Origin of the sequence: Knoellia aerolata DSM 18566, from assembly GCF_000768695.1 — a bacterium.
Lineage (GTDB): Bacteria > Actinomycetota > Actinomycetes > Actinomycetales > Dermatophilaceae > Knoellia > Knoellia aerolata.
Genome location: NZ_AVPL01000009.1, coordinates 71697 through 85334 on the forward strand (window position 1 = coordinate 71697; position 13638 = coordinate 85334).

14 protein-coding genes and 1 pseudogene are annotated in these 13638 nt (G+C 72.1%); 7 read left to right on the forward strand and 8 right to left on the reverse strand.

The window, feature by feature from the left end:
* Window positions 1–144: 144 nt before the first annotated feature.
* Window positions 145–885, reverse strand: coding sequence for an iron-dependent transcriptional repressor DtxR (locus N801_RS05800; RefSeq protein WP_052112654.1), 741 nt, complete (start codon window positions 883–885; stop codon window positions 145–147).
* Complete coding sequence (locus N801_RS05805) at window positions 882–2153, reverse strand: MFS transporter (protein WP_052112659.1); 1272 nt, start codon at window positions 2151–2153, stop codon at window positions 882–884. The genes N801_RS05800 and N801_RS05805 overlap by 4 nt, the downstream gene beginning before the upstream one ends.
* Before the next feature lie 39 nt (window positions 2154–2192).
* Here N801_RS05805 and N801_RS05810 point away from each other — a divergent pair, with 39 nt between their 5' ends.
* From N801_RS05810 to N801_RS21335, 4 genes are all read left to right on the forward strand, one after another.
* Window positions 2193–2888 carry a hypothetical protein gene (locus N801_RS05810; protein ID WP_052112655.1) on the forward strand — a complete coding sequence of 232 codons (696 nt, stop codon included), beginning with the start codon at window positions 2193–2195 and terminating at the stop codon, window positions 2886–2888.
* A 70-nt stretch (window positions 2889–2958) separates the two neighbouring features.
* Window positions 2959–4104 (forward strand): citrate synthase 2, encoded by a 1146-nt coding sequence (locus N801_RS05815; RefSeq protein WP_035934718.1) that lies wholly within the window; start codon window positions 2959–2961, stop codon window positions 4102–4104.
* A 154-nt stretch (window positions 4105–4258) separates the two neighbouring features.
* Window positions 4259–5383, forward strand: a complete 1125-nt coding sequence (gene serC / locus N801_RS05820) for a phosphoserine transaminase (protein WP_035934721.1) — start codon at window positions 4259–4261, stop codon at window positions 5381–5383.
* A gap of 76 nt (window positions 5384–5459) precedes the next feature.
* Complete coding sequence (locus N801_RS21335; RefSeq protein ID WP_156996500.1) at window positions 5460–5690, forward strand: hypothetical protein; 231 nt, start codon at window positions 5460–5462, stop codon at window positions 5688–5690.
* Here N801_RS21335 and N801_RS05825 read toward each other — a convergent pair.
* Window positions 5659–6957, reverse strand: a complete 1299-nt coding sequence (locus N801_RS05825; protein ID WP_035934724.1) for an MFS transporter — start codon at window positions 6955–6957, stop codon at window positions 5659–5661. The genes N801_RS21335 and N801_RS05825 overlap by 32 nt on opposite strands.
* Window positions 6954–7409 carry a MarR family winged helix-turn-helix transcriptional regulator gene (locus N801_RS05830; RefSeq protein WP_035934726.1) on the reverse strand — a complete coding sequence of 152 codons (456 nt, stop codon included), beginning with the start codon at window positions 7407–7409 and terminating at the stop codon, window positions 6954–6956. The genes N801_RS05825 and N801_RS05830 overlap by 4 nt, the downstream gene beginning before the upstream one ends.
* 117 nt (window positions 7410–7526) lie before the next feature.
* Between N801_RS05830 and N801_RS05835 the strand changes: the two genes are divergently transcribed.
* Window positions 7527–9014, forward strand: a complete 1488-nt coding sequence (locus tag N801_RS05835; protein ID WP_035934729.1) for an NCS2 family permease — start codon at window positions 7527–7529, stop codon at window positions 9012–9014.
* A 141-nt stretch (window positions 9015–9155) separates the two neighbouring features.
* On the opposite strand, the gene N801_RS05840 is transcribed toward N801_RS05835, so the two are convergent.
* From N801_RS05840 to N801_RS05850, 3 genes are read right to left on the reverse strand one after another with little or no spacing between them, the layout of a single operon-like run.
* Window positions 9156–9458, reverse strand: coding sequence for a DUF2530 domain-containing protein (locus N801_RS05840; RefSeq protein ID WP_084108299.1), 303 nt, complete (start codon window positions 9456–9458; stop codon window positions 9156–9158).
* 7 nt (window positions 9459–9465) lie between these two features.
* Window positions 9466–10203 (reverse strand): DUF3027 domain-containing protein, encoded by a 738-nt coding sequence (locus N801_RS05845; RefSeq protein WP_035934731.1) that lies wholly within the window; start codon window positions 10201–10203, stop codon window positions 9466–9468.
* A complete protein-coding gene (locus N801_RS05850) occupies window positions 10203–10607 on the reverse strand; it encodes a cold-shock protein (RefSeq protein WP_035934733.1) in 405 nt (134 codons plus the stop codon). Before N801_RS05850 ends, N801_RS05845 begins: the two co-directional genes overlap by 1 nt.
* A gap of 247 nt (window positions 10608–10854) precedes the next feature.
* Here N801_RS05850 and N801_RS05855 point away from each other — a divergent pair, with 247 nt between their 5' ends.
* Window positions 10855–12123 carry an MFS transporter gene (locus tag N801_RS05855; protein WP_035934735.1) on the forward strand — a complete coding sequence of 423 codons (1269 nt, stop codon included), beginning with the start codon at window positions 10855–10857 and terminating at the stop codon, window positions 12121–12123.
* Here the strand turns inward: N801_RS05855 and N801_RS05860 are convergent.
* Window positions 12110–13030 (reverse strand): aldose 1-epimerase family protein, encoded by a 921-nt coding sequence (locus N801_RS05860; protein WP_035934737.1) that lies wholly within the window; start codon window positions 13028–13030, stop codon window positions 12110–12112. The two genes, N801_RS05855 and N801_RS05860, sit on opposite strands and share 14 nt — an antisense overlap.
* A 43-nt stretch (window positions 13031–13073) precedes the next feature.
* Between N801_RS05860 and N801_RS05865 the strand changes: the two are divergent.
* Window positions 13074–13638 (forward strand): annotated as a pseudogene (locus tag N801_RS05865) (helicase-associated domain-containing protein); the annotation flags it as partial.

Genomic DNA, 13638 nt, shown 5'->3' on the forward strand with positions numbered 1-13638 from the left:
AAAAAGGGAACCTTCCGGTGGATCAGGGGTGTCATCACCGTAGCGGCGGCTCGGGCGCATGTCACATTCCGGTAACGGGCGGGGTGCCGTGTCGCGGCCCGGCGGGCCGGCTCAGGGCCGCCGACGCTCGTGCTCGGCTCGTGCTCAGCGGGGGACGGCCCCGTCGACCGTGGCGGCGTCGACGTGACGTGCAGCACGTGCGACGAACACGTGCGACGCGATGTCGTCCGGGAGCGAGACCCCGCTCGCCTCGTCGGCGCCGGCAAGGGCCGCGATGACCCGTCCGCCGTCGCGGCGGACGACGGCCAGCTGGCCCGGCAGCAGGCCGGCGGCGGTGATGAGGCCGAGGGCCTGGTGGTCGTTCTGGGCGGGCTCGCCGATGCGTCGCACGGTCACCGTCACCGGAGCCTCGACCGCGACCTCGCTCAGGGTCGACAGCCCGGTCCGGAAGTCCTCACCGAGGGCCTCGCCGAACTCGTCGAGGCCCGGGATGGGGTTGCCGTAGGGCGACTCCGCGTGGTCGGCGAGGAGCGCGAGGATCTTGCGCTCGACCCGGTCGGACATGACGTGCTCCCACCGGCAGGCCTCGTCGTGGACGTACTCCCACTCGAGCCCGATGACGTCGACGAGGAGCCGCTCGGCGATGCGGTGCTTGCGCATGACGCGGGTCGCGAGGCGCCGCCCCTCCACCGAGAGCTCGATGTGACGGTCTCCTGCGACGGCCAGCAGCCCGTCACGCTCCATCCGGGCGACGGTCTGCGAGACCGTCGGGCCCGAGTGCCCGAGGCGCTCGGCGATCCGCGCCCGGAGAGGAGTGATGCCCTCCTCCTCGAGCTCGAAGACGGTGCGGAGGTACATCTCCGTGGTGTCGATGAGGTCGGTCACGGCCCAAGTCTCTCATTCGGGTCGACGGGCACCGGACCACGCCGGCGGGGGTCGTGGGCCGGCAGCCACCGGGCGAGCAGCGGGGCGCCGGCGAGGACGACGAGCCCGAGGACGACGCTGGCGGCCCCGAGGCTCGCCACGACCGTCACGGCGCTGACCAGCAACGGAGCGCCGTTCTGCCCGATGAGCGAGAGGAAGCGCCACACCGACAGGAACTGCGCCCGGCCGGCGACCGGCGCGGCGTCCGCCCCCAGCGTCTGGACGATCCCCGACCCGAGCCCGTTGCCGACGCCCATGACCGTGGAGACCACCGCGACGGCGACGAACCCGTGGGTGAGCGGCAGCGCCACCATGCCCAGCCCGAGGACAGCGAGGAAGGGCACGGCGACCCACACCCGGCCGAAGCGGTCCATGACCGAGCCGGCCGGGTAGAAGAGGAGCACCTCGGCGGCCCCGGCGATGCCGAAGATGACGGCGGTGCCGCTGCTGCTCACCCCGACCGACTCGGCCCAGAGGGGGACGACGATGAACCGTCCCTGCCGGGCGATGCCGATGAGGACCACCCCCAGGCCGATCGTCGACAGGACGCGGCGGTGGCTGCGCACCACGTCGACCAGGCGGACCTGCGAGGCCGACCGAGCGGTTCGCGGCCTCCCCCCTCCGGCGGGCATCGGCGGTGGTGCATCCACGTCGGCGAGGTCGTCGTCACGCAGCGCGAACCACGCCCACACCGCCGCCGACAGACCAGCGGCGACGGCGACGGCATACGCGGCCTGGGTCCCCCAGATCACGATGACGGGGGCTGCGACGAAGGGGCCGACGAACAGGCCGATGCGCTGGACGCCGCCCATCGTCGACATCGCCCGGGCCCGGACGTGCACCGGGGCCCGGGCCGTGAGCCAGGACTGGCGGGCGAGCAGGAAGACCGACCCGGTCGTCCCCATGAGCGCGACGGCGAGGCCGAGGACCCAGAGGTTCTGCGCGACCACGGCCAGGGCGGCGCCGAGCGCGTCCAGCACGGCGGCGCCGACGAGCGCCCGACGCTCCCCGACCCGGGCCACCAGCGACCCGGCCGGCAGCGACGACGCGAACGCGGAGAGCCCCTCGATGAGGACGAAGGCCGCCGCGACGGCCACGCTCGCCCCGAGGCCGCGGGCGCTGAGCGCCACGACGGGGATGGTCGCGCCGACCCCGATCGACCAGGTTGCGGTCGGCCCGAAGGCCGGGAGCGCGATGCCCCGCAGCGAGAACTCGTCGGGTGCCGGCACGCCCGCCACCCTGACACGTAGGTTGGCAGGGTGCACGTGGTGATCCCGGGTCGGTACAACGGCCCTCCGAGCTCCGGCAACGGCGGCTGGGTGAGCGGGCTGGTCGCCGGCCACACCCCGGTGACCGACGACGCGCCCGCCGTGTCCGTCCGGCTGCACCTGCCCCCTCCCCTCGACCGGCCGCTCGTCCTCGAGCCGGGTGACCCGGCCGACCCCGACTCCCGGACGGTCCTGCGCGACGGGGCCGACGTCGTCGCGAGCGCCGTGGCGGTGCCGACGCCCGCCGGCGCCGTGCCCCCACCGGTGACCGTGGAGGTGGCGCGCGACGCCGAGACCCGGGGCATCACGGCCGCGGAGCACCCCTTCCCGACCTGCTACGGCTGCGGCCCGCTCCACCCCGACGGGCTCCGCCTCCGCTCCGGACCGGTCGCCGGAACCACCGGTCTGTATGCCGCCACCTGGACTCCCCGGGACGCCGCACCGCCCGAGGTGTGGGCCGCACTGGACTGCCCCGGTGGCAAGGCGGCCGGGTTCCCGACCACGCTCATGGTGCTCGGTACGATGACCGCGCAGATCCTCACGCCACCCGTCGTCGGGCGCGAGCACGTCGTGACCTCGTGGTCGCGCGGCGACGACGGACGCAAGCGCCATGCGGGGTCCGCCCTGTTCACCGCCGACGGACGCCTCCTCGCCCGCGCCGAGCAGACGTGGATCGCCATCGATCGACCCGTTTGACACCCTGACACGATGCGGGGGCGGGCACACTGTTGCTGCCCCACACCGGAAGACACCGAGACGAGGGAACGTGACACCGCAGTCCGAGACCCACCCCACCACCCCCCAGCCCGCCGCGGCGGACCCCGACTTCCGCCCCGGGCTCGAGGGCGTCGTCGCCTTCGAGTCCCGGATCGCCGAGCCGGACAAGGAGGGTGGGGCGCTGCGCTACCGCGGCGTCGACATCAACGACCTCGTCGGTCACGTGAGCTTCGGCCAGGTGTGGGGGCTGCTCGTCGACAACGAGTTCGACCCGGGCCTGCCGCCGGCCGAGCCGTTCCCGCTGCCCGTCCACACCGGTGACGTCCGCGTCGACGTCCAGGCGGCGCTCGCGACCCTGGCGCCGCTGTGGGGGTTCAAGCCGCTGCTCGACATCGACGCGGCGGAGGCCCGCGACCAGCTCGCCCGCTCCGCGGTCATGGCGCTGTCGTTCGTCGCCCAGTCGGCGCGCGGCCAGGGCCGGCCGATGGTCCCGCAGGCCCAGGTCGACACGGGCGCGACGATCGCCGAGCGCTTCATGATCCGCTGGCGCGGCGAGCCCGACCCCAAGCACGTCGAGGCCGTCGACGCCTACTGGATCACCGCCGCCGAGCACGGCATGAACGCCTCGACGTTCACCGCGCGCGTCATCGCCTCGACCGGCGCCGACGTCGCCGCGTGCCTGTCCGGCGCGGTCGGTGCGATGTCGGGACCCCTGCACGGCGGGGCCCCGTCTCGCGTCCTCCACATGATCGAGGGGGTCGAGGAGAGCGGGGACGCCCTGGCCTACGTCACGGGCGTCCTCGACGCCGGCGAGCGCCTCATGGGCTTCGGGCACCGGGTCTACCGCGCCGAGGACCCGCGCGCCAAGGTCCTGCGCGACACCTGCCAGCGGCTCGGCGCACCCCGCTTCGAGGTCGCCGCGGCGCTGGAGCGGGCCGCCCTCGACGAGCTGCACGCCCGCCGCCCCGACCGCGTCCTGGCGACCAACGTCGAGTTCTGGGCCGCGGTCCTGCTCGACTTCGCCGAGGTGCCGGCCGACATGTTCACGTCGATGTTCACGTGTGCCCGCACCGCCGGCTGGTCCGCGCACATCCTCGAGCAGAAGGAGACGGGCCGCCTCATTCGCCCGAGCTCCCGCTACATCGGCGAGGCCTCCCGGGGCATCGACGCCGTCGCGGGGTACCGGAAGGGTTGAGCGGGGCCGCACGGCACGGCATACGAGGGGTGCTGTCGTATGCCGTGCGGTCGCGGCGGTGACCGCGTGCGTCCGGGTGAAGCCGCGGCTGGGACGGCGTCCCGGTGGGTGAACTCCGGTCAGCGGCGACGGCGGCGTTTGCGAGACTGTCCGCGTGACTGACGCCGCGATCTCCCTGCCCGCCGACCTCCTCCCCACCGACGGCCGCTTCGGCTCCGGACCCTCAAAGGTCCGCCCCGAGCAGGTCGAGTTCCTCGCCTCCCTCGGCACCACCGTCCTCGGGACCTCCCACCGTCAGGCCCCCGTCAAGAACCTCGTGAAGTCCGTGCGCACCGGGCTCGCCGACCTGTTCTCGCTGCCCGAGGGCTACGAGGTCGTGCTCGGCAACGGTGGCGCGACGGCGTTCTGGGACATCGCCGCCTTCGGGCTGGTGCGCGAGCGCGCCCAGCACCTCGCGTTCGGGGAGTTCTCGAGCAAGTTCGGTGCGGTCACCGCCAACGCGCCGTTCCTCGGCGAGTCCTCGATCATCCAGAGCGAGCCGGGCACCCGCCCGAGCCCGGTCGCCGAGGACGGCATCGACGTCTACGCGTGGGCCCACAACGAGACGAGCACCGGCGTCATGGCCGACGTGCAGCGGGTCGACGGCGCCGCCGACGACGCCCTCGTGCTCATCGACGCCACGTCCGGTGCGGGCGGCCTGCCGGTCGACGTCGCGCAGACCGACGTCTACTACTTCGGCCCGCAGAAGTGCTTCGCGGCCGACGGTGGCCTGTGGCTGGCCCTGTTCTCCCCGGCGGCCCTCGCCCGCGTCGACGAGATCACCGCCTCGGGTCGCTGGGTGCCCGACTTCTTCAGCCTCCCCACGGCGATCGACAACAGCCGCAAGGACCAGACCTACAACACCCCCGCCGTCGGCACCCTTGCGCTCCTCGCCAACCAGCTCGAGTGGCTCAACGGCCAGGGCGGGCTCGACTGGGCGACCGCGCGCACCAAGGACTCCTCCGACCGGATCTACACGTGGGCCGAGTCCGTCGACTACGCGACGCCCTACGTCGCCGACCCCGCCGCCCGCAGCCAGGTCGTCGCGACGATCGACTTCGACGACGCCGTCGACGCCTCGGTCATCGCCGCGACGCTGCGCGCGCACGGCGTCGTCGACACCGAGCCCTACCGCAAGCTCGGGCGCAACCAGCTGCGCATCGCGACCTTCCCGGCCGTGGAGCCCGAGGACGTCAGCAAGCTCCTCGCGTGCATCGAGCACGTCGTCGACGCACTCTGACCCGGTCTCGCCGCGACGGGCAGGGTTTCCGCGCGGTAACCTTGGCGCGGTTCCGCGTCGTGCACGGTCGACGCGCGTGACCTCGCACTCTGCCTCCCGCTGCGAACGCTCGTGGCGCCGGAGTGACCCGACCCGGCGCCTGCAGGAGGGACGCCGGGTCGGGGAGGTCAGCGGAGGTGCGGTCGCCCGCGGTCAGGTGAGGACGGCATACACGACGGCGACGACGATGAGCACCGCCAGCACGGCCAGCGTCATCCGGCGGCGGAAGACCGGCGTCATCGGGCGGCCTCCGGCGCCGGCTCGGTGACCGTGTCACGCACGGGGACCGCCTCGATGGTGATCCGCGGGGAACGCTGCGACTCGTAGCTCACCCGGACATTCTGCTGCCGCGCGAGCCACCACAGCACCGCGACGAGGGTGAGCCCGATGAAGATGGGACCGATGGCGATGGTCCACCGGGGTCCCCACACCTCGCCGATCCAGCCGATGATCGGGGCGCCGATGGGCGTGCCGCCCATGAAGATGGCCATGTAGAGGGCCATCACCCGGCCGCGCACGAGCGGGTCGGTGCGCAGCTGCACCATCGCGTTGGCCGTCGTGAGTGCGGTGAGCGCCGACAGCCCGACCGGCACGAGCGCCAGCGCGAAGAGCTCGTAGGTCGGCGCCAGGGCGGCCGCCGTGGTCGAGACGGTGAAACCGACGAGCGCGAGGAGCAGCACCCGCAGCCGGGGCTCGCCGCGCCTGGCGCTGAGCAGGGCCGCGGTGAGCGAGCCGATCGCCATGATCGAGCCGAGGATGCCGTACTCGGTCGGTCCCTTGTGGAACTCCGCGGTCGCCATGAGCGCGGTCGTCACCTGGAAGTTCATCCCGAAGGTGCCGAGCACGAAGACGAGCAGCATCACCACCTTGAGGTCCGGGCGGTTGCGGACGTAGACGAGGCCGTCGCGGATCGCCCCCTTGCCCCGGGTGAGGGGGGACGGGACGAGCTCGCCGGCGCGCAACCTGCTCAGGGCCACGAGGACGAAGACGAAGGTCAGCACGTTGACGAGCAGGGTCAGCCCGGTGCCGTAGGCCGCGATCATCAGGCCGGCGACGCCGGGGCCGATGAGCCGACCGCCGTTGAACGAGGCGCTGTTGAGCGCGACCGCGTTGGCGAGCTTGTCGCGCGGGACCATCTCGGAGACGAACGACTGGCGGGCCGGGTTGTCGATCGCGGTGATGACGCCCTGGGTGAGGGCGATCCCGTAGACCATCCACAGGGTCGCGACGTCCGTGATGACGAGCAGCGCGAGCACGAGGCTCGTGACGAGGAGCAGGGCCTGCGTGACGAGGAGGATCCGGCGCTTCGGGAATCGGTCGGCGATCGCCCCCGCCCACGGGGCGAGCACGAGGAACGGGAGGAACTGGAGCCCGGTGACGATGCCCAGCGCCTGGCTGGAGTTGTCGGTCAGCTCGGTGAGGACCAGCCAGTCCTGGGCGACCCGACCCATCCAGGTGCCGACGTTGGAGACGAAGGAGCCGGCGTAGTAGATCCGGTAGTTGCGTTCGGAGAACGAGGTGAAGGTCGGGCTCATTCGGCGGCGACCTTGGCGAGGATCGCGGCCGCCTGCTTGAGGACGGCCTGCTCCTCCGGGTCCAGCCGGGCCACGCGCACGACCATCCACGCGTCGCGCTTGCGCCGGGTGTCGCGCAGGACCTGCCGCGCGGCGGGCGTGAGCGTGAGGTTGACCTGACGCCGGTCGGTGGGGTCGGGTGTGCGCTCGACCCACCCGAGGTCGACGAGACCGGCCACGGTCCGGGACATGCTCGGGGCGCTGACGCGCTCGATCTCGGCGAGCTCACCGGGGGTGCGCGCCCCTTCCTCGAGGCGGCACATGACCGAGAAGTGGTGTGGAGCAATGGTGTCGGTGCTCTCGTAGCGCACGCGCCGCGAGATCCGCATGCAGGCCAGACGCAGCTCGCCGGCGAGTGAGGACACGGCAGCGGGCCGCAGGGCGGCATACGGGCGGCTGGTGTCCTGAGTCATATACTTAGCCTAACTCATTACTTTGGCTAAGTATTCCTTCCGACGTCTGGCTCGCGTCGCCGGTCACGACCCGGACTGCGTATGCCGTCCGGGCCGGCGCTCGCTATCGTTCCGCCCATGCCGACTGCCACCACCCAAGCCGCCGACCCACGCGCAGGGTCCTCCACCATCGACCGCTACTTCAAGATCTCCGAGCGCGGCTCGAGCATCGCCCAGGAGGTGCGCGGCGGGGTCGTCACGTTCTTCACGATGGCCTACATCGTCGTGCTCAATCCGCTCATCCTCGGCTTCGCCCAGGACGTCAACGGCGACTTCCTCGGCGGCGGGTCGGGTGACGGCTCGAACCTCCCCGCGATCGCCGCGGGCACGGCCCTCGTGGCCGGTCTCCTCACGATCCTCATGGGGGTCGTCGCCAACTTCCCGCTCGCCCTGGCGACCGGGCTGGGGCTCAACGCGTTCGTGGCATTCGCGATCGCCTCCCAGATGACGTGGGCCGACGCCATGGGCCTCGTCGTCCTCGAGGGCCTCATCATCCTCGTGCTCGTCCTCACCGGCTTCCGGACCGCGGTCTTCCACGCCGTCCCGACCCAGCTCAAGGTCGCCATCTCGGTGGGGATCGGCCTGTTCATCGCGCTCATCGGCTTCGTCGACGCCGGCTTCGTCCGCCGCACGGCCCAGGGCACGGTCCCGGTCCAGCTCGGCGTCGACGGCTTCCTCGGCGGCTGGCCGACCTTGGTCTTCGTCATCGGCCTGCTGCTCATCATCGTCCTCTGGGTCCGCAAGGTCCGTGGCGCCATCCTCATCGCCATCGCCGCGACGACCGTCCTGGCCATCGTCATCGAGGCCATCGCCAAGATCGGCCCGGCCGTCGACGGCGAGAAGCTCAACCCGACCGGCTGGGGCCTCGTCGTGCCCACGCTGCCGGACCAGATCATCGACTCCCCCGACTTCTCGACCGTCGGCCAGTTCTCGCTGTTCGGGTCGTTCCAGTCGGTCGGAGTCGTCGCCGCCGCGCTGCTCATCTTCACGCTCATGCTCGCCGACTTCTTCGACACCATGGGCACGATGACCGCCATCGGTGCCGAGGCGAACCTCCTCGACGAGGACGGCATGCCGCCGAACACCGAGCGCATCCTCGTCGTCGACTCGCTCGCCGCCGCGGCCGGTGGCGCCGCCGGTGTCTCGTCCAACACGTCCTACATCGAGTCGGCGTCGGGTGTCGGTGAGGGCGCGCGCACCGGGCTGGCCTCGGTCGTGACCGGCCTGCTGTTCCTCGCCTCGATGGTCTTCGCACCGCTCGTCAAGGTCATCCCGTCCGAGGCCGCGGTCCCCGCGCTCGTGCTCGTCGGGTTCCTCATGATGCAGCAGGTCAAGGACATCGACTGGGACGACGTCGAGATCGCGATCCCGGCGTTCCTCACGATCGTGCTCATGCCGTTCACGTACTCCATCACCGCAGGCATCGGCGCCGGCTTCGTCGCCTACGTCCTCATCAAGGTCGTGCGCGGCAAGGCGGCCGCGGTGCACGGGCTCATGTGGCTCGTCGCCGGGCTCTTCGTCCTCTACTTCGCCATCGACCCGATCAAGGACCTCCTCGGCGTCTGACCACCACCCCCGACTTATTGCGCATCCCGGTCCCAGCACAGCGACTTATTGCGCATTTCGGCCCCTTCCAGCGACGGAAACCGTCCGCGGGAGGGGCCGAAATGCGCAATAAGTCGAGGTCTCAGCCGGCAGGTCGAGGTCTCAGCCGGCGTCGTGGGCGTTGCCGCGGCCGCGGCGCACGTAGGCCAGGCCGATCGAGCCGAGCACGAACCCGGCGACGCAGCCCCACGGCCACCACGACCGGTCGCCCTCGTGCAGGGCCGGGACGAGCAGCGTCACGGCCAGGGCGACGAGCCAGAGGACCAGCCCGATGGCGATGATCCGCTGGGTCGGGACCTGCATGGCCTCGAGCACCTCGATCTCGCGCTCCGTCACGCCGTCCGGCACGGCCTCGGGCGGTATGCCGTCCGGTCGCCGTCCCTGCGCCCCCTCGGACCCGCTCATCGGGCCGTCAGACCCGCTCGAGCGCGGTGTCGTCGAGCACCGGTGGGGCGATCACCTCGGGCTCGGGAGCGTCGATGTCGACCTCGGAGTGGGCGCCACACCCGTGGTCACAGCTCACGACGCGACCGTCGGAAGGAGACCACGCGTTGGCGCACACGCCGAAAAAAGACCGCAACGCACCCGCCATCGGGATGAAGAACCCGCACGACGAGCACGGGGCCGGGGCCTTCTGGGCCACGGGGGCCGACGGTCCGGAGTCACCCTCGTACCAGCGCTGCGCCGCGGTCTCGCGGCCTTCGGCGGACAGCACCCGGGGGCGACCCAGTCCCAGCTCCCACAGGGCGAGCCGGTCGACGTCCTCGTCGCCGGTGGCCTCGAAGCCGGCCTCCAGCAGCGGGTCGTCGTCGATCCTCGGCGTGACGTCGCCGGGGCCGATGTCCCCAGGAGCCAGCCGGTCGGCATACGGGAGCCACTGAGGTGACAGGAGCGCGCCGTCACCCGGAAGCAGGTTCGTCTCGGACACGGTGACCGTCTTGGAACGGGGCACGCGCGCGACGGTGATCGCCCAGCGCCAGCCCGGGTAGGCCTTGGCCGTGCAGGCGAAGTAGTGCGTGCCGACGCGGTCCTCGACCATCTCCAGACCGAGGTGCTCGCCGACGGTGCCCTGCTCGGCGATCGACTCGGCGGCCTCACGAGCGAGGTCGACGGCCCCCTTGAGGGTCGGGTCGGGCTTGACGACCGCCATCAGATCTCGAGGTCGTCGGCGACCGCGCGCAGGACCTGGGCGACCTTGCCGCCGTGGGCCTTGTCGGGGTAGTGCCCACGCCGCAGCGAGCTCTGGACGGAGTCGAGGAGCGTGATGACGTCCTCGACGATGACGACCATGTCCTCGGCCGGCTTGCGGTCGCGCACCTTGCGGTTCGCGGTGACGCTCGCGGCGGGCTCGAGGAGACGCACGGACAGCGCCTGCGCGCCGCGCCGCCCCTCGACGATCCCGAACTCGATGCGGGCACCGTTCTTGAGCGAGGTCACGCCCTCGGGGAGCGCGCTGGAGGGCACGAAGACGTCGCCGCCCTCGGCGGGGTCGTCGGTGGACACGAATCCGAAGCCCTTCTCGGAGTCGTAGAACTTCACCTTGCCAGTCGGCACGGGGCACCTCTGTGGTCGCTGCGAATGGGCCGGAGTGCGGGCGTCGCACCTCCGGTCTGACTCCCACAGGCTATCCCGGCCCACGTATGCCGCGCGCACACCTTTCCCGCACCCGCCCCGCCCCTCCCGCTTGCGTCTGCGTGGATGGTCAGGAACCCGACCATCCACGCAGACGCAAGGACCGGGGCGGGTGGGGCGGGCGGAAACCGGGTTGGGGGGTGTCGGTCCGGGCTGGGAGAGTGCTCCGGTGACCGCTGCGACCGACCGACCCAAGGTGAGTCTGCGCCAGTTCTGGGCGGACCTGCCGACGCCGGGTCGGTGGCTGCTGTCGACCGTGGCCGTCCAGACGCTCGGACGCGGCCTGACCCTGCCCTTCACCGTCATCTACATCAACGAGGTCCGCGGCATCGGCCTCGGCACCGCCGGCACCCTGCTCGCCCTCATCGCCGTCGTCGCGCTGCTCGTCACCGGCCCCGGCGGATCGCTCACCGACCGCGTCGGCGCCCGGCGGATGCTCATCGCCGGCACCACGTCACAGCTCGTCGGGTGCGTCGTCCTCGCGTTCGCGACCACCGTGCCGATGTTCGTCGTGGGCTTCGTGCTGCTCGGCTTCAACTTCGGGGTGTCGTGGCCGGCGTTCAACGCCCTCATCGCCTCGGTCGTCTCCGGACCCCTGCGCCAGCAGTACTTCGGGGTCAACTTCGCCCTCGTCAACCTCGGCATCGGCCTCGGCGGCGTGGTCGGCGGGCTGTTCGTCGACGTGCGCGAGCCGATGACCTTCACGCTCATCTTCCTCGCCGACGCCCTGAGCATGCTCGTTCCCATCGGGCTGCTCCTCGGCCCGCTTCGCCACGTCCACGGCCGCGCGCAGCGCCCCGAGGACGCCCCGACCGTCGGCTACCTCGACCTGCTGCGCCGCCCGCCGGTGCTGTGGCTGACCTTCATCACCTTCCTCTGCACCTTCATCGGCTACGGGCAGATCGAGTCCGGCTTTCCCGCGTTCTCACGCCAGGTCGGTGAGGTCTCGACCGGCGTCATCGGGCTCGCCTTCGCCCTCAACACCCTCGTCATCGTCGTGATGCAGTTCCCGGTGCTCCAGGCGGTGACCGGACGTCGACGCACGCGCGGGCTGCTCGTCATGGTCGTCGTGTGGTTCGTCTCGTGGCTGGCCCTGTCGGCGGCCGGACTCGGACCGGCGACGATCGGCGCGACCGTCGCCGTCGTCGGCTTCATGGCGCTGTTCGGCTTCGGCGAGATCTTCATGCAGATCGCCATCCCGGCCATCACCAACGACATGGCCGACGACCACATCCGCGGCCGCGCCAACGCCGTCAACGCGGGGGCGTTCCAGGCCGGAGCCATCCTCGGCCCGATCGTGTCCGGCCTGCTGCTCGAGCACGACCTGTCCGGGGCGTTCATCGCGACCATGCTCGCCGGACTCGTCGTCATGGCCGGCGCGATCGTCGTGCTCGAGCGCCAGCTCGACGACACCGAGAACGGCGTCACCGCACGCTGATCCCCCATGTGCCCGTCCACGTCGCACCGGTCTCGAGGACGAGGAGCGAGTCCCCGGAGTTGAACGCGTCCGGCGGGCAGGTCATCGGCTCGACCGCGACACCGTGCTCCCCGCTCTGGTCCGCCTCCGCCTTCCCGGAGAACACCTGGGCCCACGGGAACGCGTCGGCGTCGCCCCACACGTCCACGACCGGCCTCCCGGCGGTGGCGACCGTGACCGTCCACCGCCCCTCCGGGGCCGCGAGATCCGTGTATGCCGTGTCGAGCCGCTGCGTCCCCAGCCGCCTCCGCTGCCTGAAGTCGTATGCCGTCCCCTCCACCGGGTGCGTGCCGACGGGGATGAGCCTGTCGTCGACCTCGACCCAGGTGTCGCCGGGCACGCGCACCTCGACGTCGCCGACGGGGACGTCCCCGATCGCGACGTAGGGGTGGGCGCCGTAGCCGAACGGCGCCGCTCTACCGCCGACGTTCGTCACGCGGGTGGTGACGGTGAGACCGTCCGGTGACACGGCATACGTCGTCGTCGTCTCGAGGTGCCAGTCCCAGCCCGGCTGCGGGAAGAGGCGATGGCCGACGGTGAGAGAGGTGTCTGTGCGCTCGACGAGCCGCCACGGGGCCCACCGCACGAGGCCGTGGCTCGCGTTGCCGTGCTCGACCTCGGTGAGCGGCAGCTGGCGCTGCACCCCGGCGTGGGAGTAGCGGCCGTCGCGGATGCGGTTGGGCCAGGGGATGAGCTGCTGGCCGCGCCCGCTCGTGCACGTCGCGTCCTCGACGTACCCCGCGAGGACGTGGACGCCGTCGCGGGTCCAGGTGCGCAGGCCGCCGCCCACCTCGACGACGACGAGCTCGTCCGCGCCGGCGGTGAGGTGCCACTGCTCGCCGGTGGGTGCGGGGGCGTCAGCGCTCATGTCGGCGAATGTACGCGCGACCGGGCGGGACTACGGTGGTGAGGTGCCGCTCCCTTCACCCTCCAGTGCCCGTTCCCTCGCCGACGACATCCGGGGACGGTCCGACGAGGAGCTGGCGGCACTGCTCGCAACCCGGCCCGACCTCGCGCGACCCGCGCCGAGCGACCTCACGGCCCTCGCCGCGCGCAGCTCGACGCGCGCCAGCACCGCCCGCGCGATCGACGGGCTCGACGCCGCGCACGTCCAGGTCCTCGAGGCCGCGGCGGTCGGAGGCGAGGTCGTCACGTCGGAGGGGCTGACCGTCAGCCTCGGCGACGCCGACCCCGGCCGGGTCACCGAGCTGCTCGACGACCTGTGGCGGCTCGCCCTCGTCTGGCGGGCACCCGAGGGCCTCGTCGTCACCCGCACCGCCAAGGACGTCCTCGGTGACGGGGTCGCCGGGCTCGGGCCGTCGGCCACCGACCTGCCCGGCGGCGACGCCCCCGATCCGGAGACGCTGCGTGCCGCGATCGCCGCGGCGCCTCCACGGGCGCGCGCGATCCTCGACCGGCTCACCTGGGGGCCCTCGGTGGGCATCGTCCCGCCGGAGGACGGCCCGGGCCGCCGCG

What these genes read in the sequence shown, in the direction of transcription:
- N801_RS05825 (WP_035934724.1), bottom strand. Translation starts at nt 6,957, where the DNA reads ATGAGCCCGACCTTCACCTCGTTCTCCGAACGCAACTACCGGATCTAC.
- N801_RS05830 (WP_035934726.1), bottom strand. Translation starts at nt 7,409, where the DNA reads ATGACTCAGGACACCAGCCGCCCGTATGCCGCCCTGCGGCCCGCTGCC.
- N801_RS05835 (WP_035934729.1), top strand. Translation starts at nt 7,527, where the DNA reads ATGCCGACTGCCACCACCCAAGCCGCCGACCCACGCGCAGGGTCCTCC.
- N801_RS05840 (WP_084108299.1), bottom strand. Translation starts at nt 9,458, where the DNA reads ATGAGCGGGTCCGAGGGGGCGCAGGGACGGCGACCGGACGGCATACCG.
- N801_RS05845 (WP_035934731.1), bottom strand. Translation starts at nt 10,203, where the DNA reads ATGGCGGTCGTCAAGCCCGACCCGACCCTCAAGGGGGCCGTCGACCTC.
- N801_RS05860 (WP_035934737.1), bottom strand. Translation starts at nt 13,030, where the DNA reads ATGAGCGCTGACGCCCCCGCACCCACCGGCGAGCAGTGGCACCTCACC.